Raw genomic sequence first — 24,168 nt, 5'->3', positions numbered from 1 at the left:
CTGTTTTATTGCAGCCACAGGATGCGTTTCTCTTCTGAAATTTCAATTTTGGATTCGGCCTGAAGAAAGTTTAAAATCTCCCAGATACGTTTTGGATTTATGTTTTCGCAGGCTTTGATTAATGCATCAACAGCAATGGTTTTCTCTTTGCTTTTTTGAATAGCTATTTCAATGGCATTGAATTCCTTTTGGGATATATTTTTATTTTTTTGCTGAAAACAGTAATCGCAAACACCACAGTTTTTTGCTCCTTCATCACCAAAATAATCTCCGATAAACTGGCTTCTGCATTTGTTTTTTTCTCTTGCATAGGCAATTATCCGGCCAACCCGGTTCAGGTGAAGTTTTTTTCTTTCCAGATAGGCTTCATGCTGGATATGCAGGTATTTTGCAGGAGCTCTGTTCAGTATAAAATGTATTTGCGGAGTTTCTTTTTTGGGTAAATATTCAATAATGCCCAGGGCCTGCAACTGCTTTAGTGCTGTATGTATCTGTTCCAGATTCATCCTGCAAATTCTGGTCAGTTGCTGGTCGTAAACGGAAACCCGGTTGTTAAAAATGCCCGGATAGGTTCTTAATAATGCTTTGATAACTGGCTCCAGTGCCGGATACATTTCTTCAAACTGAGAAAGGTTTTGGGTGTCGGTGGTAAAACTTACCTGAGAAGGCAGAAAAATCTGTTCGCTAAATTGAATATGCCCCTCCTGTTCCAGTATTCTCAATACATTCACCACCAGCAAGGGCTCAAGTGAAAATCGCCGGGTAAAAGTTTCAAAATCAAAATCATAGTAGATGCCTTCACCACTGCCAACGGGAATTTGTAGAAAGTCGGCAATGGCCTGGTATACTTGCTGGATAACCGGTATGGGTGGAAATTTTATTTCAGTCTGTTCAGTTAAGGCAGCCAGGTCTTTTTCCTGCCATAATAGAACTGCAAATGCTCTCTTTTCATCTCTGCCGGCTCTGCCTGCTTCCTGATAATAATTTTCCAGGCAATCCGGAATATCGTGATGGATAACGGTCCTAACATCAGGTTTGTCTATGCCCATGCCAAAAGCATTGGTGCAAACCATGATTCGGATTTTATTGTTGATCCAGTTCTGTTGTTTTTGTTCTCTTACTGACTGCTGCAGCCCTGCATGATAAAAATCTGCAGCAATCCCCTGCAATAGAATAGCTTCAGCAATTTTTTTGCATTGTCTTCTGTTGTTGCAATAGACAATTCCTGAGCCTGGAATTTTATGAATGATTTCCAGGATTTTATTGATTTTGCTCTCCGTATTAAAAGCACTGTATGAGATATTGGGTCTTAAGAAACTTTGTTTAAAAACAGCTGGTGATTTCAGCTTCAATTGTTCCTGAATGTCTGCCAATACCAGGGGAGTTGCCGATGCAGTTACTGCTATAACAGGAACGTCGGGTAACTTTTCTTTGGTGGCGGCTATTCTGCAATAAGCAGGTCTGAAATCGTAACCCCATTGTGAAATGCAATGGGCTTCGTCTACGACCAGCAATTGAATAGGAATATGAGAAAGGAACTCATTGAATAAGCTACTTTCCAGTCTTTCCGGAGAACAATAAAGAAATTGATAGATTCCTTCGGTTGCTTGCAGAAGGATATTTTTTACCTCTTCTTTTGTTAGTCCGCTGTGAATGGCAGCAGCCGAAATTCCTTTTTGATTTAATGCATCCACCTGATCTTTCATCAAAGCAATCAGTGGACTGATGACCAGAGAAGTGCCACCTCTGAGTATGCCTGGTATCTGATAACAGACCGATTTGCCTCCACCTGTAGGTAATAGCGCAAGCGTATCTGTGCCATTTAATACAGCATGAATGATTTCTTCCTGTAAAGGTCTGAAAGCTGCATGCTTCCAGTATTGCTGTAATATGGAAAGTGGAGTTGACAAAGAATTAATCCACTTTTTTAAAGTTCAGTCTTACCGAATTGATGGCCAGTACTACATCGCTCAATCCCATTACCAGTGCACCAATCGTAGGACTCAGGTATCCCATTGCAGCAACCGGAATGGCCACTATATTGTAAATAAATGCCCAGAAAAGATTTTGCTGTATGGTTTTGTAAGTATGTTTACCCAGACCCAGTGCGAGCGAAAGATTTTTGATTCCGTGATTCATCAAAACTACTTCTGCACTTTGCAGGGCAATATGTGTTGCATCACTCAATGAAACACCCACGGTTGCCTTTGCAAGTGCTGGCGCATCATTGATGCCATCCCCAACCATGGCTGTTGGCGCTATTGCTGTCAATGCTTCAATTCTTTCCAGTTTTTGTGCCGGACTTTGTTCTGCATATATTTCCTCTATGTCCAGTTTGTCGGCAACCGTCTGGCATTTTGCCTGAGTATCACCGCTAAGTATAATGGTTTTGATGCCTTTTTGCTGAAGGGCTTTTATAATCATGCCTGCTTCAGGTCTTATTTCATCCTGCAATAGAATGGAAGCCAGTAGTTCATTGTTTTTTACCAGATAAATATTGAAGCTTTGATCGCTGGTTAAATGCGCAACAGCTTTATAGGAAGCTGCCATATATACATTCCCCTCCTTATCTGTTGCGGTAACCCCCAGGCCTCTTTCTTCATTTACTTTGCTGAACCTGATTTCTTCCTTTGTTTTCCAGTGCAGGGCGATGGCTTTTGCCAGCGGATGGGTGGAATATTTTTCCAGCGAGTAGGTTATATTTTTACAGGCTTGCTCTCCTAATTCTTTACCCGCTTGGGTCAATTCCATTTTTTCAATGCTGAATTTTCCTGTGGTTAGGGTTCCTGTTTTATCGAATACTACCTGTTGAATATCTTTAAATAATTCAAGTGTTTTGGTGTTTTTAAACAAGACCCCGTTTTTAGCGGCTCTTCCCAAACCTACTGCTATGGCTGCAGGCGTGGCCAGCCCCATGGCACAGGGGCAGGAGATTACCAATACGGCAATGCTTCTCATTAAACTATTGGTGAAGTCTTGTGAGCCAACCGTATAATTCAAAATAAAAGTGAGGGCCGCAATGCTAATGACAGCAGGTACAAATATGGCACTGATTTTATCTGCCAATAATTGAACGGGTGGTTTTTCTGTTTGTGCATTTTTTACCATTGATAAAATATTGCCCAAAACAGAGTCTTCTCCTACAGCAGTTACATAAGCTTTAACAGAACCGTTTACTACTGTTGATCCACCAATCAAAATATCTTTTACTTTTTTCTCAACCGGAATGGATTCTCCGGTGATAATGGATTCGTCTACGGATACTTCACCGGATAAAATTTTACAGTCCATCGGAACTGCTTCCCCGTTTCTTATAAGCAAGAGGTCCCCGGTTTTTAAAGAAGTACTTTCTACAGGAAATATATGTTCATTCTGCTCGTTATCGTAGGCAATCATATTGGCCATGGTCTTTTGCGACTGTGCCAGTTTACGCAAGGCAATTTGTGTTTGCTCCACCGATTTATCTTCCATCCAATAGCCCAAGAAAACCAAAGTAATGATGGTGGCAGCAGTTTCATAAAATAAATAATCAGCTGCCTGATGGGTAAGGGTGCCATATAAACTGTAAACAAAAGCAGAGAGTGCACCTATGGCAATCAATACATTCATATTGGGGACTCCTTTCATTAGACTTTTAAAGCCACTTCTGCCAAAAAAATCCATTCCTAAAATAAAAACAGGAAGGGTTAATCCCAGTTGAACATAAGGATTCATTAACCAGTGAATATGCACGCCTGGTATCATATGCACCATCAGGGGCAATGTAAAAACAGCACAGAAGGCAAATCTTTGCAGGTGCGAACGGAATAGCGGCTTTCTTGCACTGGATTCCAGTTCTGATCCCTTTACCTGATACCCCATTCCCTGAATCCCTTTTTGTAAGCTAAGCTTATCTGTATGCTCGGGCATGGCAAAACTCACATCACCTCCGATGAAGTTAACCTTCACTTCTTCCATCCCTTTTTCTTTGAGGAATTTATCTATACTGAGGGCACAATTGGTGCAACTCATACCTGTTACTTTCCAATTAACTTTTTCCATGCTCAAATTTACAAAAGCCCTGCCTCCTTCATTTGCGATATTGGAATAATATTCGCAGAAGCCTGATTATCTTTGTATCATGGATGCAATTTTCAGCCTGGAACAGATAGAAACCGTTGCGGCGGTTTTTCTTAAAAAATTCCCTACTCATAAAATCTGGGCTTTCCATGCGCCAATGGGAGCAGGAAAAACTACTTTTATTAATGCACTTTGCAAACAGTTGGGTGTGAAAGATGGATTGAGCAGCCCCACATTTGCCATTGTAAATGAATATGCTTGCGAAAAAGGACCGGTATATCATATGGACTGGTATCGCTTGCAGTCCGAATCTGAAGCAATGGATGCAGGGATTGAAGATATTCTGCAAAGTGGGGCATATTGTTTTGTGGAGTGGCCGGAAAACGCTCCCGGATTACTTGGTCCTGAAGTATTGCATTTGAACCTTGAAGTGCTGGACCCATCTACCAGGCGTTTATTTAAGGAAGACAGATCGGCATAATTTGTTAACTTCAACGTTCAACACAAACAATGGCAACAAGCAGACCCAGCATCAGTCCTTCGCTTTTATATGAAGTAATGGAAGAAACCCTGGACATTAAAACCCCGGGGGCAAAATTGCATATAGGCATTCCCAGAGAAATTGCTTTTCAGGAAAACAGGATTGCCTTAACGCCGGATGCAGTAGGCGTGCTGGTAGCCAATGGAAACCAGGTTACCATTGAACACAAAGCAGGAGAAAGAAGTCATTATTCTGATAAGGATTATTCGGAAGCAGGAGCTCAGATTGTGTATGACCGTGCTGCTGTTTACCAGTGTCCCATTCTGGTTAAAAGTGCACCTCCGGTGGAAGAAGATGTTCCGCTTTTGCAGATGAATCAGATTATTATTTCTCCCATTCACCACTCCGCATTAAAAAAAGAAATCATTGAGAAAATGATGGCCAAGAGAATCACGGCCCTCAGTTTCGAAAATTTTAAAGATGATAGCGGTACTTATCCTATTGTAAGAAGCATGAGTGAAATTGCAGGTAGTGCTGTGATGCTGATTGCCGGGCAATACCTGAGCAGCTTTAATGATGGGAAAGGGGTTTTACTCGGCGGAATCAGTGGAATTCCTCCTACCAAAGTAGTTATAATAGGCGCTGGCATTGTGGGAGAATGTGCTACCCGTAATGCCCTTGCCATGGGGGCATCCGTAAAAGTTTTTGATAACAATATCTACCGCTTAAAGCAAATGCAGAATAATCTGGGACAACGTGTCTGGACCAGTGTATTGGAACCTCGCATTCTTGCTAAACAATTAAAAACCTGTGAAGTAGCGGTAGGTGCGCTAAGCAATGAATATGGACGTGCTCCTGTGGTTGTAACCGAGGAAATGGTGGCAGCAATGCGTCCCAATAGCATCATAATTGATGTGGCAATTGACCGGGGGGGCTGTTTTGAAACCAGCGAGCTAACTTCTTATGAAGAGCCCACGTTTGTAAAACACGGGGTTATTCATTATTGCGTTCCCAATATACCCAGTGGCTTTGCCCGTACAGCTTCTCAGGCAATCAGTAATGTGCTCATGCCGCTTCTTTTGGAAGTAAGTGATGAAGGAGGTCTGGAAGAAATGATTTGGCACAAATTCAATTTGCGGGAAGGCGTATACCTTTTTAAAGGAGCATTGACTGATATTTATATCAGTCAGAAATTTGATTTAAAATACACAGATCTCAATTTATTAATTGCCAGCCGACGTTAAAGGCTTGTAGTCGTTGATATGAATCCGGTCCTGGCAAAAATGAATTTCTGCCTCTTCGTTACTGCAAATAATTACCAGTTTGTCTTTGCAGAAATCAGTAATCAGTTGCTGGTATAATTGATAACCTTGTTTATCTAAATTGGTACAAGGCTCATCCAATAGCAGAACCGGACAGTCAGAAAAAACGGCCTGAGCCAGTTTTAGTCTTTGTTTCATGCCACTGCTAAAACGATTGATTTGTTTGCTTCCTGCCTTCTCCAGCCCAACCAGTGAAAGAATTTCTGCAATTTGTATGGAAGGGTTGATCAATTTGAATTGCTGATGAAAACTCAGCAATTCTGTTGCACTCATTTCTTCAATTAATTCCAGATAGGGGGTACAGATTGCCAGTTGTTGAAAATGTACTTCGGGCTTTACAGGCAGGTTGATCTGGCCTTCATTCAGTTCCATGCTGCCGGCAATACATTGCAGGAGTGTGCTTTTACCAGATCCGTTGAAACCAGTAATGGCATAAGACTTCCCAGATTCAAATGAGTAACTCAGTTTTCTGAAAATCCATTCGCGGTTGAATTTCTTTCCGCAATTGTCCAAATGAATAAAATAGTTATTCATCGTCATTGGCACCCTTGGTAAAACGCTTGATGATTCCTCGGCCACTTTCTCTTACAAAAGTGACAATTTCGTCTCTTTCATCGGTGGCTGGAAGTTCTTCCTCTATGTATTCCAATGCCTGTGTGGTATTTAATCCTTTATTGTAAATAGTGCGATACACATCCAGAATATGATTGATTTGTTCCAACGGGAAGCCCCTTCTTTTTAAACCAATACTGTTTACTCCACCATAGCTTAGCGGGTTTCGTACTGCTTTGATATACGGAGGAACATCCTTGCTTACCAAGCTGCCCCCGGCAATAAATGTATGTTGACCAATATTAACAAATTGGTGTACGGCACTAACCCCGCCTACTACTGCCCAGTCTCCGATAGTAACATGTCCGGCAACCTGTACGCTGTTACTCATGATTACATGACTTCCAATAATACAGTCGTGTGCAATATGGCTGTAAGCCATAATTAAGCAATGATTTCCAATAACGGTTTTGCCACGGTCTTCTGTACCTCTGTTGATGGTTACAAATTCACGAATGGTAGTGTGGTCGCCTATTTCAACCGTTGTTTTTTCTCCTACAAATTTTAAATCCTGTGGAATGGCACCCAAAACCGCACCCGGGAAAACCCGGCAATTTTTTCCAATGCGGGTTCCATCCATGATGGTAACATTACTCCCAATCCAGGTTCCTTCTCCAATTTGAACGTCCCCGTGAATTACAGTGAAAGGGTCAATTTTTACATTCGGTGCAATTCTGGCATTAGGGTCAATATAGGTATATGGATGCGTCATATTTTTCTTTTCGTATGTAAGATACAAATTTGGCTGCTTTAGTTGTCCGCTCTTCGCACGACCTGTGCTACCAGATCAGCTTCTGTGGCAACTTTTCCGCCCACATATACGGTTCCTCTCATTTCACAAATTCCTCTGCGGATGGGTCCCGTGAATTCCAGTTTCAATACCATGGTATCACCCGGACGAACCATTTGTTTGAATTTACAATTGTCAATTTTAAGGAAGTAGGTATCATATTTTCCTTCTGGCATAGAATTGATACATAAAATACCGCCTGTTTGCGCCAGGGCTTCTATTTGAAGTACTCCGGGCATTACCGGATTTCCTGGAAAATGGCCTGGGAAAAACCACTCGTTAAACGTAACGTTTTTAATCCCCACGATATAAGTATCTGTTAATTCAATAATTTTATCTACCAGCAGAAAAGGATGACGATGGGGCAGGGTCTTCTCAATTTGTTCTAAAGTATACACCGGTGGAATGGTTGGGTCATAGGTTGGAACACCTTTAACGTGCTTATTCTTTTTGATGTATTGCTTAATTTTTTTTGCAAATTCCACATTGGAACTATGGCCTGGTCTGTTTGCAATAATTCTTGCTTTAATGGGATAACCAATTAATGCCAGATCGCCAACTACATCCAATAATTTGTGTCGCGCTGGTTCATTGGGAAAGCGCAGTTCCAGATTGTTCAGGTAGCCTTCACTTTTTACTGCAATCTCTTCTTTTTTGAAAATCTTGGCAAGCCTGCTCATTTCAGCATCGGTAATGGGCTTGTCTACTACCACAATTGCATTGTTGATATCCCCTCCTTTAATCAGGTCATTTTCCAGCAGCATTTCCAGTTCGTGTAAAAAACAGAAAGTTCTGCAAGGAGCTATTTCCGATTTAAAATCCTTGATTGATTTTAATCCAGCGTGCTGGGTACCTAATACCGGACTATTGAAATCGATCAGGGTGGTAATCTGATAGTCCATGGCAGGCAAGGCTACCATTTCTACTCTTTTACCATCATCGTAGTGATATATATTTTCATCCAGACTGTACCAGATTTTAGCAGCATCCTGCTCCTGTACCCCTGATTTTTCAATCAACTCAATAAAAGGGGCTGAAGAACCATCCATGATAGGGATTTCCGGGCCATTTACTTCAATCAGCACATTATCTACCCCCATGCCAACCAGGGCTGCCAGAATATGTTCTACCGTGCTCACTTTGGCATCTCCAATCTGCAGGGTAGTTCCCCGGCTCGTGTCGGTTACCAGGTCACAGTCGGCCTTAATTACAGGTTTATTGGGGAGATCGGTACGCTGAAACTGAATGCCAAATCCGGGGTTCGCCGGTTTTAAAATCATATCTACCAGCACACCTGTGTGCAAGCCAGTTCCACTGATTTGTATAGACTGAGCAAGCGTATGCTGTTTTTCGGGATTAAAATTGATATCCATATTTCCGCGCTTTAATATGCGAAATTAAGTTATCCCGACCGTTTATGCTTCATTTAAGACTTAAGCTTCTCAGAAACCAGGTCCTCTACCATTTTTTCCAGTGCTTTTATCCGTTTCTCCAACTCGGGCAGGTTTCTGGTTGCAGCCTGCACGCGAAGGGAACTGGTATAGTCAAATGCCGGGTTTCCGTTCACTGATTTATTGGGTTCCTTGATGGTTTTGGTAATGCCACTCTTGCCGCCAATTTTTGTACCATCCGCAATGCTTAAATGACCAGCAACACCGGTTTGGCCACCCATCATTACATATTTTCCTACTTTACTGCTGCCGCTAATACCTGTTTGTGCAGCAATTACCGTATTGTTCCCTACTTCCACATTGTGGGCAATCTGAACCAGGTTGTCAATTTTTACCCCTTTACGAATAAGGGTAGAACCCATCGTGGCTCTGTCAATGGTACTGTTAGCTCCAATTTCTACATAATCTTCAATTACCACATTGCCAAGCTGGGGTACTTTCTGAAAAGTTCCATCAGCCTGTGGAGCAAATCCAAATCCGTCACTCCCTATAACGGTACCGGCATGAATAATTACTTGATTGCCTACTATACAACCGGTATAAATTTTTGCACCGGGAAATAGGGTGGTGTTGTCTCCAATAACCACATCGTTACCCAGGTATACCCCGGGATATATTTTGGTATTGTTGCCAATTTTTACGTTTTCACCTACATAGACAAAAGCTCCAATGAATACATTTTTGCCCAGCTGAGCTGTTTTTGAAATATAACTGGGTTCCTGTATACCCTTTAGCTGACTTGCCGCCATTTCCTGGTATTTAGTCATCAACACTGCAAAAGCAGAATAAGCATCGGCTACCCTGATAAGCGTAGCGGCTACAGGTTTCTTAAGTTGTAATGCATCGTTCACAATTACAATGGAAGCGGCGGTTGTATATAGAAAATCCTCATATTTAGGATTGGCTAAAAAAGAAATCTGAGAAGCTTTGGCTTCTTCAATTTTTCCAAAAGACTGAACGGTTACACTGGCATCTCCCTCTACTTTTCCATTAATCAGCATGCCAATTTGTGCTGCGGTGAACTGCATATATTTATATTAGTTTAACAGACAAATGTAAAATTTTTTTACCTGGGAGGATAAATTCTGTTGTATCATTGAATTATCTACTTCTGTAATGTCTTTTACGCTGCCATCTTTGTAAAGAATATTGATTTTTTCTTCCTTGCTTTGATAAGTAGTGTTAGACGCAATCCCTGTAAAGCATAAATAGGAAGCCTCCTCTTCATTCACTCCAAATTTTTTCATAATCTCTGCTTGCTTTTCCGCTAAAAAGCTTTCAGCAAAAGGGGTTGATTGTATGCTGGTTTTATAAATTTCACGATTGAGTAATCGGGTGCATAATATGGAAAGCACTTTGTCTGAATGACGACTCCATTTTTTTATGGCACTTATTACATCAAAGTCGTCCATTAAACAGAAACGCTGTATAGAAGCCGAAGTTACGGGCAAGGTAAATTCGCCCAGAAAATAATCAATTTCTGACCCGGTAGCCAGTTCTTTCTTGTAGCGTGGATAAATGGCTCTTACTCTTTGTATAATTTTCACTAACATTTTTTCTGCAGATAAAACGGTTTTATGCAGATACACCTGCCAGTACATTTGCCGCCTGGCTACCAGGAATTTTTCTACACTGTAAATTCCTTTCTCCTCAATCATTAGCTGGCCATTATGTACTGTCAGCATTTTTAAAATCCTGTCATAGCCGATTACCCCTTCACTAACTCCGGAGAAAAAACTGTCACGGCTTAAATAATCCATTCTGTCTACATCCAGCTGACCACTGATTAGCTGGTGCAGAAAGGGTTTATGGTACTGATTGGTAAAAATGTCGATGGCCAGGGAAAGTTGTCCGTTAAACTCATTGTTCATCTGCTGCATAATCTGCAGGGAAAGATCTTCATGATGTACCCCCTGGACCAACTCATGTTCCAGTGCATGTGAAAAAGGTCCATGACCTATATCGTGCAGTAAAATGGCTGCTTTAACCGCAATTTCTTCTTCTTTGGTAATTTCAATATCCTTGTTTCTCAATTCAGTGATTACATTGCACATCAGGTGATAAGCGCCCAGTGAATGATGTAATCTTGTATGCACTGCCCCCGGATAAACCAGCTGAGCCATGGCCATTTGCTGAATTCTCCTGAGGCGCTGATAAAAGGGATGCCCGATGATGGAAAAAATTAGAGAATGGTTAATGGTGATAAATCCATACACCGGATCGTTGATAATCTTACGCTTCGCTTTGTCCATGCTGTTGTTGAATTGTTAATAAAGGTAGTATTTAGTAGCACAAACAAAATTATAAATAGCTTAGCACTATGGCAATTGCACAGATTTTATGGGTGGACGATGAAATTGAAAGTCTTCAGTCTCAAAAGATTTTTCTGGAGGCAAAAGGGTATGCTGTTCATACCTTAACCAACGGCTATGATGCAATTGAATACATTCAGAGCAACGTAGTAGACGTGGTGCTGATGGATGAATCCATGCCTGGATTAACAGGATTGGAAACACTCACAAGGATGAAACAGATTCAGCAACGACTTCCCATTGTCCTAATCACCAAAAATGAAACAGAAAATCTGATGGATGAAGCCATTGGAAGTCAGATTGCGGACTATTTAATAAAACCTGTTAATCCGAATCAGGTATTACTGAGTTTAAAAAAAATCATCGACAACAAGCGATTGGTGGCCGAAAAAACAACGGTTTCCTACCAACAGAAGTTTTCAGAATTATTCATGGCTTTGTCAGGTAACCCAGACTATACTGAATGGATGGATCTCTATAAAAAACTGGTATTCTGGGAGCTGGAGATGGAAAAAAGTGATAGTCCGGAAATGAGGGAAATTCTCTTGAATCAGAAAAAAGAAGCCAATGCCGCATTTGGTAAATATATTACACGACACTATGAAGAGTGGGTAAGCCATGCTGCTGCAGATTCACCGGTAATGAGTCATCAGCTTTTTCAGTTTAAAGTACTGCCCCATATTGAAGATCAGGTTCCTGTATTTTTTATTTTAATTGACAATCTTCGTTACGATCAGTGGAAAGCCATTGAACCTGTGTTTGCCGAGAGCTTCAGAATATTGGAAGAAGACAGTTTTTACTCCATCCTGCCCACTGCTACGCAGTATTGTCGCAATGCCATTTTTGCAGGATTAATGCCCGTAGAAATAGAAAAAAAGTTTCCCGATTTATGGAAGAACGATGAAGAAGAAGGGGGTAAGAATTTGCATGAAAAAGAATTCCTGGAAGCGCAGTTGAAAAGACTGAAAAAAGAGCAGCTTAAAATCAGTTACCATAAAATTCTGAATCACCAGGATGGACAGCAATTGGTGAACAATATGCACAATTTGCTGGGCAATCAGCTGAATGTAATTGTATACAATTTTGTGGACATGCTTAGTCATGCACGAACAGAAATGGAAGTGCTGAAAGAACTGGCCAGTGATGAAGCCAGTTACCGGAGTTTAACCAGAAGTTGGTTTGAACACAGTCCATTGCATCAGGCTTTGAAGAAAGTGGCGGATAAAAAAATTAAAATTATTCTGGCAACCGATCATGGAAGTGTAAGAGTTAAATCGCCCATTAAAGTGATTGGGGATAAAATGACTACTACCAATCTTAGGTACAAGCATGGTAGAAACCTGAATTACGATGATAAGGAAGTGCTGGCTTTTAGAGATCCTGCTAAAATAGGTCTACCGGTTCCCACCCTTAATTCCTCCTTTATTTTTGCCAGGGAAGACAGTTTTTTGTGCTACCCCAATAACTACAATCATTATGTTAATTATTTCAGGAATAGTTTTCAGCACGGAGGGATTAGCCTGGAAGAAATGATTGTTCCCCTGATTAAAATGGAGTCTAAGGCATGATTATCCCTATTTCTACCCAGTTTGTGGATAAAACCCTGTGCAATTGCAGGGTACTAAGGTTAAATTTGTCCTTATGAAATACACGCAATCTACACTCAATAAATTAGAAGATATATTAGGTGAATCTGACTACGTGGTTCGTTACGAAAGAGGTACTTTCCAGAGTGGATGGTGTTTACTGGAGTCAAGAAGGGTAGTGGTACTCAACAAATTCTTAAATATAGAAGGTCGGATTAATACTTTAATGGAATTAATTCCTCAGCTGGATATACAGTTTGATAAATTAACCCTTGAGTCACAGAAACTCTATGAAGAAGTGGTTAGAAAAGCAGTGATAACTACCGAGTAATTTAGAAAAATACCTGCTGTTCAGCACAAATTTACCGTAGTTTTATTCAGTGAAATCAAGTGCATTAAAGATCCGGTTTTTGGGTACGGGTACCAGTACGGGGATACCTATGATTGGATGTACTTGTGCTGTTTGCACTTCAGATAATCCCAAAGACAAAAGACTAAGAACCAGTGTAATGGTTCAATCGGAACACACTACAGTGGTGATAGATACCACGCCCGATTTTCGTTATCAGATGCTCAGGACAAATACAAGGAAGCTGGATGCCGTTCTTTATACTCATCCGCACAAAGACCATATTGCCGGTCTGGATGATATTCGTGCATTCAATTTTTTTTCCGGGTCTGCCATGAATGTGTATGCCAATTCCTTAACGGAAGAAGCTATCAGACGCGATTTTTATTATGCTTTTTCAGATAATAAATACCCCGGAACTCCTGAAATACAGTTGCATACCATTGGAGAATCAACTTTCTTTATTAATGATATTAAAGTAGAACCCATACAGGTAATGCATCATCGGATGCCGGTGATGGGTTTCAGAATGGGTGATTTTACTTACATCACAGATGCCAATTTTATTGAGCAGTCCGAACTGGAAAAAATAAAAGGTTCCAAAATACTGGTGTTAAATGCTTTGAGAAAGGAAAAACATCTGTCTCATTTTACGTTACAAGAAGCTATTGATATTGCCGAGATGCTGAAAGTTCCTGAAGTGTATTTTACCCATATAAGTCACCAATTGGGTTTGCACGATGAAATTAATCAGGAACTACCATCGCATATACAACTTGCTTTTGATGGGTTAGAAATTAGTTTGTAATCCCGCAAATTTTGCGGAGATGAAAAAATGGATGAAAGATTATCTAAGCTTTTCACAGAAAGAGCGGATTGGATTATTGGGGTTGCTGATGCTATTGGGATTATTTATTGCTGCCCCTTATTTTTTAAAAGATACTCCCCAACCATTGCCTGTTGAGCAGTTGCAATGGACAAATCAGGTGGACTACCCGAAAGAAAAAGGGCCTGATAGCAATTTTTCCAATACAGTCTCACCGTCAACCAAGAATACGCTTAGTCTATTTTTCTTTGATCCCAACACGGCCAGTACTTCAATGCTGGGCAAATTAGGCTTCACGGAAAAAAACATAAAAACTTTAAGTAATTATCGGAATAAGGGGGGAAGATTTAAAGAAGCTGCTGATTTGAAAAAAATCTGGGGCATTCATCCAGACCTGGCAATATCATTGATGCCTTTTGTCAGAATTGAAGCGTTATATCAGAAACGCGAGGCGAACACATACAGAGATTCAACCTACGGAAAAAAAGAATACAGCAGACGGATGCCACATAAAATTGAAATTAACACGGCAGATCAGACTGCCTGGGAACAATTGCCTGGAATTGGTCCGGTATTAGCAGGCAGAATTCTCAAATACCGAAACCATTTAGGTCAGTTTAATTCCATTTCCGAAATCCGAAAAACCTATGGACTAACTGACTCTGTGTTTTCCATCATAGAACCTTTTCTTCAGCTCAATAATAGTATTTCGCCTACCGAAAAATCAAGGCTCGAACTTCCTTCCATCAACACGGCCAGCGAAGCATTGCTTATTAAAGCAGGGGTTAGTCCTGACATTGCGTCTGCAATTGTTCAATACAGGAAACTGTATGGATTATTCCAACAGCTGGAAGATTTAAGAAAGATTGTTTTCATTCAACCGGCTCAATATGAGCAATTGATTCAACAAGTTCGGCTGTGAATATATTCTTCCCTTTTTTAACCAATTTTTTCATGTAAAATCCCCTAGATTTGCTCCACAAACTAACTAACGATTGTTTGTTTTAGGGGGTCTGAATAGTACGCTTGCATTATTCAGCCCCCGTCTATTGTAAAGTTTTAACTATGAATTTTCAGGAAACAGAATTAACCAGACAGGTAGCCGACACGGCCAGGGATTTTGCATTGCAATCAATTAAACCCCATCTTATGGAATGGGACGAAGCTCAGTTTTTTCCTGAGGCTTTGTTCAGGGAAATGGGGAAGCTGGGATTAATGGGGGTATTGGTACCGGAAGCTTATGGAGGCGCTGGTTTAGGATATTTTGAATACAATGCCATTATTCAGGAAATTGCGAAAGTTTGCGGAAGTATTGGATTAAGTGTGGCTGCTCATAATTCACTTTGTACGAATCATATACTGAGCTTTGGAAACGAAGAGCAGAAACAACGTTGGTTACCTAAACTGGCAACTGCTGAGTGGATTGGCGCCTGGGGCCTAACCGAGCCCAACACGGGAAGTGATGCGGGAAATATGAAAACAACGGCAGTTAAGCAAGGCGATAACTGGGTGTTGAATGGTACTAAGAGTTGGATTACACACGGTAAGTCAGGGGAAGTTGCTGTGGTGATTTGCAGAACCGGAGAGCCCAGAACCAGCGGTAATTCAACTGCATTTGTGGTAGAAAGAGGAACCCCGGGTTTTACAGCAGGCAAAAAGGAAAATAAGCTGGGTATGCGCGCCAGTGAAACGGCAGAAATGATTTTTGATAATTGTATTATTCCTGATAGCAATCGTTTAGGCGAAGTGGGAGATGGCTTCAGACAGGCCATGAAAATACTGGACGGCGGAAGAATTTCCATTGCTGCGCTCTCAGCTGGAATCGCCAAAGGTGCGTACGAAGCGGCATTGCAATATGCGCAGGAACGTCAGCAATTCGACAGACCTATTGCGTCTTTTCAAGGAGTCAGTTTTAAGTTGGCGGATATGGCAACAGAAATCATGGCTGCCGACCTTCTGATCCACCAGGCCTGTGACTTAAAGAATAAAGGGCAAAAAGTAACTAAAGAAGGGGCCATGGCTAAATATTATGCCAGCGAAGTGGCAGTTAAGGCAGCCACCGAAGCCATCCAGATTTTTGGCGGGTATGGATACACAAAAGATTTTCCTGTAGAAAAGTACTATCGTGACGCAAAATTGTGTACTATTGGGGAAGGAACTTCAGAAATACAGAAAATGGTGATAGCAAGAGAAGTACTTCAATAAAATGTTTTTCGATTGCTTGCTCATATTAAGAGACCCGATTGGGTCTCTTTTTTTATAGACTAGGTTCACACAAAACTTTGTATATTGAAACGTATAAATCCATTATATCCTTTTTCTTCATTCAGTTATATGCGGATACTAATCATACTTGTTCTATCTGTTTTTTTGAATCAGCTTTATGGCCAGAAATCCACAGGAACGACGGCTGTAGTTGATTCTTTAAATCAGGAAGCATTTGCAAGCAAACGTTCAGATATTTCAAAAGCGCTGAACCTGCTGATCATAGCACAGATTACGGCACAGCAAATTGATTATCAAAAAGGATTGGCAATTGCTTATTTAAACGAAGGAGGAATTTATCAGCAACAGGGATTCAACAAAAGGGCACTAACCGATTATTATCTATCACTGGACATATTTAAGAGAACCAAGGATACTTTTAATTTGGCCAAAGTAACCCAGCAAATTGGAAATGCCTTACTGCTCGAAGGTCGTTACGATACGGCTGTTACCGTATTCAATGAATGCCTTAGTATTTTTAAACAGTACAATAAAGAAGAGGAAATTGTCAATGTTAAAAATAGTCTTGGTTTAATTCAATTATACAGAGACAAACCAGATTCTGCTGTTATTTTATTTGACCAGGCTTTGAATATCAGTAAAAAGATTAAATACAGCTATGGTGAAAAGAAAGCTTTGTATCATTTAGGCAAACTGGCTTTGAATGGGAAGAATCTGGATTTGGCGGTCAGTTTTTTTAATGCTTCTATGGCAATAGATCAGAAAATTAATGATCGCTATGGAATGGCGCTGAATAATCTTGCACTTGCAGATATTGCTTTGAAGAGAGGACTCTTGAATGAAATGTATGCATTGTCAAAAACATCTTATGAGTTTGCAAAATCAATCAATGCCTATGATTTAACTTATCAGAGTGTAACTCAGATTATTAATTACTATAAAAAGGTTAATAATCCGGAACAAGCCATTGCCTGGCAGGATACTATTATTGCTGTTACTAACCAACACCGCATCAAAGAAAATGAGTATGCCTCTAACTTTATTGATATCATCAAGAATCAGCAAAACTTAAGATTAGACAAAGAGAACGCCTTTATTCGTGCACAGCGTGCTTCAGATGAACAGCTATTCATTTTAACAGTCGGTACTTTTATTTTAATTATACTGGCTGTTTTGGTGGTGATGGTATTTATAAACTATCAAAAACAAAAACATTTCAGTAGAGAGCTTCGAGCTAAAAATATTTTAATTGAAGCCCAGATTGAAGAAATGGGGGCCCTGAATAAGGAAATTTCTTATCAGAACAGAATGCTGGAAGCCGATAATAAAACAAAAGATAAATTACTTTCAATTATATCGCACGACCTTAGAAATCCATTGGTAAATACAAAAGGTATTTTGAATTTAGTGAACCAGGGAATTGTTCCTGAAGATCAGGCCAAACAGTTATTGCTTCAACTGGAAACCCAGTATATGGGCACTACTTCTTTGTTGGATAATTTGCTTTTCTGGCTAAAAGGCCAGATGGCTGGTAAAAATCTGGATCGTTCAAAAGTAGTAATCTTCCAATTGGTAAAAGGACTGGAAGACGAACATAGAATGTTGCTAGATCGCAAACAAATTCTATTTCATAATCTGGTAAATCCACAGATGCAGATTTTTGCAGACAAAGAAATGATTAGAATTGTACTTAGGAATTTAATCAGTAATGCAATAAAGTTCACCCCAGAAAAAGGGATGATTGAAATAAAAACAGAGCAAACAGAATCAGAGACAATTATTCTGGTGGAAGACACCGGTATTGGTATGTCTGATGAAACCATTCAGAAAGTAAATGCAAAACAGTACTTTACTACTGCAGGAACTTCTATGGAGAAAGGAAGTGGATTTGGGTTAATGCTTTGTAGCGATTTAATCAACAGGCACGATGGTAGTTTAACCATAGAGAGTATGCCTGGAAAGGGGAGCAGGTTTGTTATCAAGCTCCCCCATATGCAAGCTTAATTAATCTTCACTCTTGGAGCCAGCTGCAAAAATCTGATCAACAGCACCTCCCAGCATAGGGAATTTTTCTTTTACAAATCCTGCTATGGTAGCAATGGCTTGTTGGGCCTGTTGTTCTGACAAACCAGCTTCCTTTACTAATTTTTCTATTAACTCGTTCATGTGTATACTTAATTTAGGGTTAGGCAACTTTTAAAGCACTTAGCTTACTCTTGCTGAACATTTTTTCAGCGTAGTCAAGGGTTACATCCAAAGTGGTTGTTTCAGTTCCCGGTAACTCAAACATGGCTTCTGTTAAAATACTTTCACAGATGCTTCTGAGTCCTCTTGCACCTAACTTATATTCCATGGCTTTGGCTACCATAAAATCAAGAACAGCCGGTTCAATGGTCAGCTCTATTCCTTCCATCTCAAACAATCTGGTGAATTGCTTAATCAAGGAGTTTTTCGGTTCTGTTAAAATGCTTCTTAAGGTGGCGGCATCCAAAGGATTTAAATGGGTTACCACGGGTAATCTTCCTAAAAGTTCAGGTATCAATCCGAAACTTTTCAGGTCCTGTGCATTGATGAATTCCAAGAGATTGCTTCTCTGCATTTCCTGTTCATCTTTGTTTACACTGAAACCAATGGCATTGGTATTGATTCTTCTGGCAATGACTTTGTCTATGCCATCAAATGCACCACCACAAATGAATAGAATATTTTTGGTATCTACCTTGATCATTTTTTGTTCAGGATGCTTTCTTCCTCCCTGCGGCGGAACCAGCACTTCTGTTCCTTCCAGCATTTTCAGAAGACCTTGCTGAACACCTTCTCCACTAACGTCTCTGGTAATGGATGGGTTGTCACCTTTACGTGCAATCTTATCTATTTCGTCTACATAAACAATGCCTCTTTCTGCTGCTGTTACATCGTAATTGCAATTCTGTAACAAGCGGGTAAGCATGCTTTCTACGTCTTCACCCACATAGCCGGCTTCTGTAAAAACAGTGGCGTCTACAATGGCAAAAGGCACATTCAATAAACGGGCGATTGATTTTGCCAGTAAGGTTTTACCGGTACCCGTTTCACCCACCATGATGATATTGCTTTTTTCAATTTCAACATCATCTACTTTCTGCTTATTGTTTACACGCTTGTAGTGGTTATATACTGCTACACAAAGTATTTTTTTGGCTTCATCCTGACCAATCACATACTCATCCAGAAACTGCTTGATTTCCTTTGGCTTTCTGATTTGTACAGCTCCACTTGCGGAGGCAGGATTATTTTTTGCGGTTAATTCCTGCGCTATGATTTCTTCGGCATGTTCAACGCAATTTTCACAAATATGCCCTTCCTGACCGGCGATTAAAATTTTAACCTCATCCCTACTTCTCCCACAAAAAGAGCAGTGTAAATTATTTTGCTTTGCCATAATTTCTTATATCTTATTTAATATACCATCAGCGATGCCATAAGCAACCGCTTCTTCGGCGTCCATCCAGTAGTCTCTGTCGAAATCGGCCAGAATTTGTTCTACTGATTTGCCACAGTTTTCAGCCAGAATCTTAGCACCCAGTTGTTTGGTTTTTAAAATCTGGTTGGCCTGAATTTCAATGTCAGCACTGGTAGCCTGATAATATCCGCCCAAACTAGGTTGGTGAATCATTACTTCACCGTGAGGAAAAATAAACCTGCGACCCTTGGTGCCTGCGCTTAAAAGTATAGACCCCATGCTGGCAGCTAGTCCCATACAAATTGTGCTAACTGGGCTCTGAATCATTTTAATGGTATCGTACATAACCATCCCACTGGTTACAACACCTCCGGGACTATTGATGTATAATTTAATTTCTGCACCCGGTTTGTCTGCATCCAGTAACAACAATTTTGATACAATATCTTTTGCTGATTTATCATCTACCACACCCCATAAGTACACGGCTCTCTTCTCAAAAAACAGGTGTTCCATTTTTTTGGTCAGATAGCTACTCATAGCTTCCGGCTTATCTTCTTTATTTTCTTCAGGCTCTTCAGCGTCGTTAGACAAGTATGGGTTCAATATATATTTAGCACTCATAGTAATTTGTTTTGAATGGTTTATCCTTTCTTCTCTTTGCGTGGATTGGTTAATAATACTTCATCTACCAGGCCATATTCCTTGGCTTCCAGAGCTGTCATCCAGAAATCGCGGTCACTGTCTTTTGCAATGGTTTCCACTGATTTGCCGGTATGGCTAGCAGTGATGGAATACAATTCCTGTTTTAGTTTTTTAATTTCTCTGGCAGTAATTTCAATATCAGTTGCCTGTCCGCCAATGCCACCGCTTGGCTGATGCATCATAACCCTGCTATGTTTTAAAGCGGTTCTTTTTCCCTGAACACCTGCGCACAATAAAATCTGACCCATGCTGGCTGCAATTCCCGTGCAGATGGTTGCTACATCAGGACCAATAAACTGCATGGTATCATAGATGCCTAATCCAGCATAAACGCTGCCACCGGGACTATTGATATACATCTGAATATCGCGGGTACGGTCGGTACTCTCCAGGAACAGTAATTGTGCTGTTACAATATTGGCAACATAATCGTTAATGCCTTCTCCCAGAAAAATAATACGATCCATCATTAAGCGGCTGAAAACATCCATGCTCGCTACATTCAAAGGACGTTCTTCTATGATGTAAGGGGTAAGATTGGTAACCTGACCATACTGTCTGTAATTGTGCAAAACCCCGCTGCTGATTCCATGGTGTTTTACGGCGTATTTCTCAAATTCTTTTTCAATATTCATATAACTGTATTTCGTGTTGAAGTTAGGTGTTTTGTTAAATCGGTATCAACCCTGTTCAAATACTGTGCAAAGCTTTATCCATGGCATTTTGACATAACCCTTGATTTACCGTTAAAACACGGTTGCAAAGGTCGTTCATTTTAGATAAGTTCAGAAACGTTATTTGTTAAGATATGAAAAACGAATCTTTTCATTTAGGAATTTGCATGGCAGGAGCAGTTTCGGCTGGCGCATATACGGCAGGTGTGTTGGATTGTTTGCTGGAGGTTTTGGAAAACTGGGAGCAAAAACGCGGTCAGTCAGGGGTTCCCACACATAGGGTAAATATTTCAGTAGTGGGTGGGGCTTCTGCGGGAGGAATGACCGGACTGTTAGCTGCAGCAGCAATTCAGCAACCTGCTGCAAAAATTTTGTACAAAAGCTGGGTTGAAATGGAAGCAGATTCCATGGCCCCTTTCTTGCTGGATACGGCTGATATTGCTACATCTCAATCCCTTTCATCCCTGCTCAATGGGAGTTTTGTTGAACGATTAAGTCTCCGGGCCATTGCAGCAGCTGCTAATCCCCACAATGTATTACCCCCCTATATGGATCCCGCCATGAAATTATTTGCCACAATGACCAATCTGGCAGGATATCCTTTCAATATTTCCTTTCAATCCGATTTGCAAAAGTCGACACACCGAATGTCGGTTCATCATGATTTTGCCTGTTTTCAATTGACAGGGTCGCAGTTTACAGAACCATTGCAGGGAAAAGATTATGGGGAGCTAACGGACCCTGGCTGGATTCCTTTGAATTTATCCAAAGGAATCAATGCTAATTTGTTGCAAAAAGCAATTATGGCCACAGGGGCTTTCCCCCTTGTATTGAAGCCGGTATTATTGAAACGGCCCCTGAAATTCATTCAGGAAAATCATTGGTTGAATCAGCAGGGCATACTGCTGGATGGTTCTGCCGATCATGTTTCCTTACAGGTCGACGGTGGCCTCATGAACAATGAACCCTTTGAAAAAGTTATTGAACTCCTGCAACAAAAGGCAGGAGGTAGTGAATTCCAGGGCACTGACCGTGATTCATTTTCCTCTTTTACTCAAACGGTACTAATGATTGACCCATTTCCGGAATCAACCGGATTTAAAGACAATGAATCAACTGCCATTACCGGGGTTGCAAAACAAATTCTGTTTGCCATGATGCACCAAATGAAAGCCAAACCCCTACCCATAGCTGATATGATGAACAAGGAAAAAGCAGGACAATTTTTAATTTCACCGGTTCGATACCAGGGGAGTCTGAAAGAGCGAATAGAAGGAGAAAAAGCAATTGCAAGCGGTTCGCTGCAGGGATTTGGTGGATTCCTGAGTAAAAGATTCAGAGAGCACGATTATGCATTGGGGCAGTATAATTGTATTCGGTTTTTGCAAAATCATTTTACAATCCCACTGAAGGATTTCCATCAACATCCACTTTTTTCCAAAGGATATGCAGGCATTCATTTGAAATCTTTTCTGTGCGATAAGGAAGAGAGTGTGCAAATTATTCCGCTGTTTAAATTTACCAAGCCTGAGCCTCAATGGCCGGTTACCCATGCTGATTTTATTGATGAGTTAAAGCCATTCATTCAAAAAAGAAGCGCAGCCATTTTATCTGTTATTTCTAGTCACTGGTTCAGAAAGCGACTTTTGCAACTGAGCGGACATCTCTTCGTGAACCGTTATGTTGCAAATACATTACTTCGTCAGATGAAAACTGCACTAAAAGCGCATCAGTTATGCCAATAAAAAAACCAGCCTTTGGCTGGTTTTTAAAATATGATATCTTCTATTAATGATGATGGTGTTCTAATTTCTTAGCAAAATCGTCTGCACTAATGCTTTCATCTTTTGCTTTTACCTGAGACTCCAATGCGTCAAATAATTTTTCTGCATTGATTCTGTGGTAACTGTCTTCCACAAATTTTTTATCCTGCATCATTCTGTTTGCATAGTCATCAATCCACTGCTGGTTGTCGCCCAAAGCACCTAACTGGTTGCCCATATAGCTGAACAATTGCATTTTGGCAAAATTGCGGATGTCTTCAGGAAGCACTTCAATTTTGTTGTCTTGTGACAATTTGCTGCTGATTAAAGTCCACTTTAATTGTTTGGAGAAACTTGGATATTCTGCTTCCGCTTCTTCTGCAGTTTTTGGCTTTTCACCACCGTTTTGTAACCAGCGTTTTAAAAAGTTTTCTGGTAATTCCATGCTAACATGATCTACCAGGTAGTGATATATCTGATCCTGAACCTGATTGCGAGCAGACTGAGCATAGTATTTTTCAATTTCAGTCTTGATTTCATTTCTCAGGTCTGCTTCGGTTTTAATATTCTCGTTGCCTGGATAAATCTGCTTAAATAGTTCTTCGTCCAACGCCGCTTTCTCTACTAAACCTACTTTGGTGATTAACATATTGAAATACTTGTCAGCATCGTCTTTGGTTAATCCCAAATCAGCCAGAATGGTTTCTGCTTCCTTGTCTTCAAAAGCCTTCTTGATTTGCAGAAGTACCACATCGTCTTTTTTCTTGTCCATTAAATTCTTACGGAACTTTTCTGCAAAATATTTTACCAGAACGCTGTTGTCTTTGCTTACCCCGTTTTCAACAGGGTTTCCTTTTGAATCGGTTTCAGTAAATGTTACATTCAATACATTGTCTTCGGTTGTAACTGTTTCAGGTTCTGTCATTTTACCAAAACGGGTCTGCAATCTTGCGATTTCGTCATCAATCATTGCATCGGTAACCGTTACCACATAGCGGGTAGCTTCAAATTTTGACAGATTTACTTCAAATTCCGGCTTCAATCCAATTTCAAAGGAAAAAACATAATCAGACAAATTGTTCATGTCTAATTTGTTTGCGTCATTTTCAAGTGGAAGTGGCTGAGCAAAAATATCAATCTGCTCTTTGGTCATATAGGCATTCATTTCCTGCTCTACTTTACGCAATACTTCCTCAGAAAATACCCCCTGACCATACATTTTCTTTACCAGTCCAGTGGGTACCATACCTTTTCTGAAGCCAGGTATATTGGCAGTCTTTGCATATTTCTTCAGGCTGTTTTCAAAGCCACTTAAATAGTCTTCCTTGGTAAGGGTAACGGTAAGCTTATCATTTAATAAGCCAATGTTTTCTCTGGTAATTGTAGCCATATAGGTGTTTTATATACTTAAAATCGGGCTGCAAAGGTAAGGGTTTCGCATAAAAAAACCACCTATAAAGGTGGTTCAGTGCGGATGATAGGGGTCGAACCTACATGCCTCGCGGCGCTAGATCCTAAGTCTAGTGCGTCTGCCAATTTCGCCACATCCGCATTTGGGACGGCAAAAATA

At 40.5% G+C, this 24,168-nt stretch carries 21 protein-coding genes and 1 tRNA gene; 9 read left to right on the top strand and 13 right to left on the bottom strand.

The window, feature by feature from the left end; all coding sequences use genetic code 11:
- Positions 1 to 5: 5 nt before the first annotated feature.
- Together F777_RS16905 and F777_RS0114325 are read right to left on the bottom strand one after the other, a co-directional pair.
- A complete protein-coding gene (locus tag F777_RS16905; protein ID WP_037369562.1) occupies positions 6 to 1,910 on the bottom strand; it encodes a RecQ family ATP-dependent DNA helicase in 1,905 nt (634 codons plus the stop codon).
- Positions 1,911 to 1,914: 4 nt separating this feature from the next.
- Positions 1,915 to 4,041, bottom strand: a complete 2,127-nt coding sequence (locus F777_RS0114325; protein WP_026752648.1) for a heavy metal translocating P-type ATPase — start codon at positions 4,039 to 4,041, stop codon at positions 1,915 to 1,917.
- Between the two features lie 79 nt (positions 4,042 to 4,120).
- Here F777_RS0114325 and tsaE point away from each other — a divergent pair, with 79 nt between their 5' ends.
- Positions 4,121 to 4,540 carry a tRNA (adenosine(37)-N6)-threonylcarbamoyltransferase complex ATPase subunit type 1 TsaE gene (gene tsaE, locus F777_RS0114320; RefSeq protein WP_026752647.1) on the top strand — a complete coding sequence of 140 codons (420 nt, stop codon included), beginning with the start codon at positions 4,121 to 4,123 and terminating at the stop codon, positions 4,538 to 4,540.
- Positions 4,541 to 4,569: 29 nt separating this feature from the next.
- Positions 4,570 to 5,784, top strand: a complete 1,215-nt coding sequence (locus F777_RS0114315) for an alanine dehydrogenase (RefSeq protein WP_026752646.1) — start codon at positions 4,570 to 4,572, stop codon at positions 5,782 to 5,784.
- Here F777_RS0114315 and F777_RS0114310 read toward each other — a convergent pair.
- Genes F777_RS0114310 through F777_RS0114290 form a run of 5 tightly spaced genes read right to left on the bottom strand, consistent with a single transcriptional unit; the run spans position 5,764 to position 10,967 of the window.
- Positions 5,764 to 6,402, bottom strand: coding sequence for an ABC transporter ATP-binding protein (locus F777_RS0114310; RefSeq protein WP_235785959.1), 639 nt, complete (start codon positions 6,400 to 6,402; stop codon positions 5,764 to 5,766). The genes F777_RS0114315 and F777_RS0114310 overlap by 21 nt on opposite strands.
- Positions 6,389 to 7,186 (bottom strand): acyl-ACP--UDP-N-acetylglucosamine O-acyltransferase, encoded by a 798-nt coding sequence (gene lpxA, locus F777_RS0114305; RefSeq protein ID WP_026752644.1) that lies wholly within the window; start codon positions 7,184 to 7,186, stop codon positions 6,389 to 6,391. The genes F777_RS0114310 and lpxA overlap by 14 nt, the downstream gene beginning before the upstream one ends.
- Before the next feature lie 38 nt (positions 7,187 to 7,224).
- A complete protein-coding gene (locus tag F777_RS0114300; RefSeq protein WP_026752643.1) occupies positions 7,225 to 8,637 on the bottom strand; it encodes a bifunctional UDP-3-O-[3-hydroxymyristoyl] N-acetylglucosamine deacetylase/3-hydroxyacyl-ACP dehydratase in 1,413 nt (470 codons plus the stop codon).
- 53 nt (positions 8,638 to 8,690) lie between these two features.
- Positions 8,691 to 9,743 carry a UDP-3-O-(3-hydroxymyristoyl)glucosamine N-acyltransferase gene (gene lpxD / locus F777_RS0114295; protein WP_026752642.1) on the bottom strand — a complete coding sequence of 351 codons (1,053 nt, stop codon included), beginning with the start codon at positions 9,741 to 9,743 and terminating at the stop codon, positions 8,691 to 8,693.
- A 9-nt stretch (positions 9,744 to 9,752) separates the two neighbouring features.
- Positions 9,753 to 10,967, bottom strand: coding sequence for an HD domain-containing protein (locus tag F777_RS0114290; RefSeq protein ID WP_026752641.1), 1,215 nt, complete (start codon positions 10,965 to 10,967; stop codon positions 9,753 to 9,755).
- 68 nt (positions 10,968 to 11,035) lie between these two features.
- Here F777_RS0114290 and F777_RS0114285 point away from each other — a divergent pair, with 68 nt between their 5' ends.
- From F777_RS0114285 to F777_RS0114260, 6 genes are all read left to right on the top strand, one after another.
- Positions 11,036 to 12,595: a T9SS response regulator signal transducer PorX gene (locus F777_RS0114285; RefSeq protein ID WP_026752640.1), complete on the top strand. Its 1,560-nt coding sequence runs from the start codon at positions 11,036 to 11,038 to the stop codon at positions 12,593 to 12,595.
- A 73-nt stretch (positions 12,596 to 12,668) separates the two neighbouring features.
- Positions 12,669 to 12,944: a hypothetical protein gene (locus tag F777_RS0114280; RefSeq protein ID WP_026752639.1), complete on the top strand. Its 276-nt coding sequence runs from the start codon at positions 12,669 to 12,671 to the stop codon at positions 12,942 to 12,944.
- Between the two features lie 49 nt (positions 12,945 to 12,993).
- Entirely contained in the window at positions 12,994 to 13,770 is a 777-nt protein-coding gene (locus tag F777_RS0114275) for an MBL fold metallo-hydrolase (protein WP_026752638.1), read from the top strand.
- 19 nt (positions 13,771 to 13,789) lie between these two features.
- Entirely contained in the window at positions 13,790 to 14,710 is a 921-nt protein-coding gene (locus F777_RS0114270) for a ComEA family DNA-binding protein (RefSeq protein WP_026752637.1), read from the top strand.
- A 143-nt stretch (positions 14,711 to 14,853) separates the two neighbouring features.
- Positions 14,854 to 15,993 carry an acyl-CoA dehydrogenase family protein gene (locus F777_RS0114265; RefSeq protein ID WP_026752636.1) on the top strand — a complete coding sequence of 380 codons (1,140 nt, stop codon included), beginning with the start codon at positions 14,854 to 14,856 and terminating at the stop codon, positions 15,991 to 15,993.
- Positions 15,994 to 16,077: 84 nt separating this feature from the next.
- Positions 16,078 to 18,018: a tetratricopeptide repeat-containing sensor histidine kinase gene (locus F777_RS0114260; protein WP_026752635.1), complete on the top strand. Its 1,941-nt coding sequence runs from the start codon at positions 16,078 to 16,080 to the stop codon at positions 18,016 to 18,018.
- Here F777_RS0114260 and F777_RS18110 read toward each other — a convergent pair whose 3' ends face one another.
- From F777_RS18110 to F777_RS0114240, 4 genes are read right to left on the bottom strand one after another with little or no spacing between them, the layout of a single operon-like run.
- A complete protein-coding gene (locus F777_RS18110) occupies positions 18,019 to 18,180 on the bottom strand; it encodes a hypothetical protein (protein ID WP_173399634.1) in 162 nt (53 codons plus the stop codon).
- A 19-nt stretch (positions 18,181 to 18,199) separates the two neighbouring features.
- A complete protein-coding gene (clpX, locus tag F777_RS0114250; RefSeq protein ID WP_026752634.1) occupies positions 18,200 to 19,435 on the bottom strand; it encodes an ATP-dependent Clp protease ATP-binding subunit ClpX in 1,236 nt (411 codons plus the stop codon).
- Positions 19,436 to 19,441: 6 nt separating this feature from the next.
- Positions 19,442 to 20,080 carry a ClpP family protease gene (locus F777_RS0114245; protein ID WP_201767615.1) on the bottom strand — a complete coding sequence of 213 codons (639 nt, stop codon included), beginning with the start codon at positions 20,078 to 20,080 and terminating at the stop codon, positions 19,442 to 19,444.
- Positions 20,081 to 20,100: 20 nt separating this feature from the next.
- Positions 20,101 to 20,796: a ClpP family protease gene (locus F777_RS0114240; RefSeq protein WP_026752632.1), complete on the bottom strand. Its 696-nt coding sequence runs from the start codon at positions 20,794 to 20,796 to the stop codon at positions 20,101 to 20,103.
- A gap of 173 nt (positions 20,797 to 20,969) precedes the next feature.
- On the opposite strand from F777_RS0114240, the gene F777_RS0114235 reads away from it, so the two are divergent.
- Complete coding sequence (locus tag F777_RS0114235; protein WP_026752631.1) at positions 20,970 to 22,580, top strand: patatin-like phospholipase family protein; 1,611 nt, start codon at positions 20,970 to 20,972, stop codon at positions 22,578 to 22,580.
- A gap of 43 nt (positions 22,581 to 22,623) precedes the next feature.
- Here the strand turns inward: F777_RS0114235 and tig are convergent, their stop codons facing one another.
- Together tig and F777_RS0114225 are read right to left on the bottom strand one after the other, a co-directional pair.
- On the bottom strand, positions 22,624 to 23,988 hold the full coding sequence (tig, locus tag F777_RS0114230) for a trigger factor (protein WP_026752630.1): 1,365 nt from the start codon (positions 23,986 to 23,988) through the stop codon (positions 22,624 to 22,626).
- A 79-nt stretch (positions 23,989 to 24,067) separates the two neighbouring features.
- Positions 24,068 to 24,149, bottom strand: a tRNA-Leu gene (locus F777_RS0114225).
- Between the last annotated feature and the right edge of the window lie 19 nt (positions 24,150 to 24,168).

This window comes from Sediminibacterium sp. C3 (genome assembly GCF_000508085.1).
Classification (GTDB): Bacteria; Bacteroidota; Bacteroidia; order Chitinophagales; family Chitinophagaceae; genus Sediminibacterium.
This window is presented reverse-complemented; position numbering and strand designations above follow the sequence as displayed.

What these genes read in the sequence shown, in the direction of transcription:
- F777_RS0114300 (WP_026752643.1), bottom strand. Translation starts at nt 8,637, where the DNA reads ATGGATATCAATTTTAATCCCGAAAAACAGCATACGCTTGCTCAGTCT.
- F777_RS0114285 (WP_026752640.1), top strand. Translation starts at nt 11,036, where the DNA reads ATGGCAATTGCACAGATTTTATGGGTGGACGATGAAATTGAAAGTCTT.
- lpxA (WP_026752644.1), bottom strand. Translation starts at nt 7,186, where the DNA reads ATGACGCATCCATATACCTATATTGACCCTAATGCCAGAATTGCACCG.
- tsaE (WP_026752647.1), top strand. Translation starts at nt 4,121, where the DNA reads ATGGATGCAATTTTCAGCCTGGAACAGATAGAAACCGTTGCGGCGGTT.
- F777_RS0114265 (WP_026752636.1), top strand. Translation starts at nt 14,854, where the DNA reads ATGAATTTTCAGGAAACAGAATTAACCAGACAGGTAGCCGACACGGCC.
- F777_RS0114235 (WP_026752631.1), top strand. Translation starts at nt 20,970, where the DNA reads ATGAAAAACGAATCTTTTCATTTAGGAATTTGCATGGCAGGAGCAGTT.
- lpxD (WP_026752642.1), bottom strand. Translation starts at nt 9,743, where the DNA reads ATGCAGTTCACCGCAGCACAAATTGGCATGCTGATTAATGGAAAAGTA.
- F777_RS0114315 (WP_026752646.1), top strand. Translation starts at nt 4,570, where the DNA reads ATGGCAACAAGCAGACCCAGCATCAGTCCTTCGCTTTTATATGAAGTA.
- F777_RS0114310 (WP_235785959.1), bottom strand. Translation starts at nt 6,402, where the DNA reads ATGACGATGAATAACTATTTTATTCATTTGGACAATTGCGGAAAGAAA.
- clpX (WP_026752634.1), bottom strand. Translation starts at nt 19,435, where the DNA reads ATGGCAAAGCAAAATAATTTACACTGCTCTTTTTGTGGGAGAAGTAGG.
- F777_RS0114245 (WP_201767615.1), bottom strand. Translation starts at nt 20,080, where the DNA reads ATGAGTGCTAAATATATATTGAACCCATACTTGTCTAACGACGCTGAA.
- tig (WP_026752630.1), bottom strand. Translation starts at nt 23,988, where the DNA reads ATGGCTACAATTACCAGAGAAAACATTGGCTTATTAAATGATAAGCTT.
- F777_RS0114325 (WP_026752648.1), bottom strand. Translation starts at nt 4,041, where the DNA reads ATGGAAAAAGTTAATTGGAAAGTAACAGGTATGAGTTGCACCAATTGT.
- F777_RS0114240 (WP_026752632.1), bottom strand. Translation starts at nt 20,796, where the DNA reads ATGAATATTGAAAAAGAATTTGAGAAATACGCCGTAAAACACCATGGA.
- F777_RS0114290 (WP_026752641.1), bottom strand. Translation starts at nt 10,967, where the DNA reads ATGGACAAAGCGAAGCGTAAGATTATCAACGATCCGGTGTATGGATTT.
- F777_RS18110 (WP_173399634.1), bottom strand. Translation starts at nt 18,180, where the DNA reads ATGAACGAGTTAATAGAAAAATTAGTAAAGGAAGCTGGTTTGTCAGAA.
- F777_RS0114280 (WP_026752639.1), top strand. Translation starts at nt 12,669, where the DNA reads ATGAAATACACGCAATCTACACTCAATAAATTAGAAGATATATTAGGT.
- F777_RS0114270 (WP_026752637.1), top strand. Translation starts at nt 13,790, where the DNA reads ATGAAAAAATGGATGAAAGATTATCTAAGCTTTTCACAGAAAGAGCGG.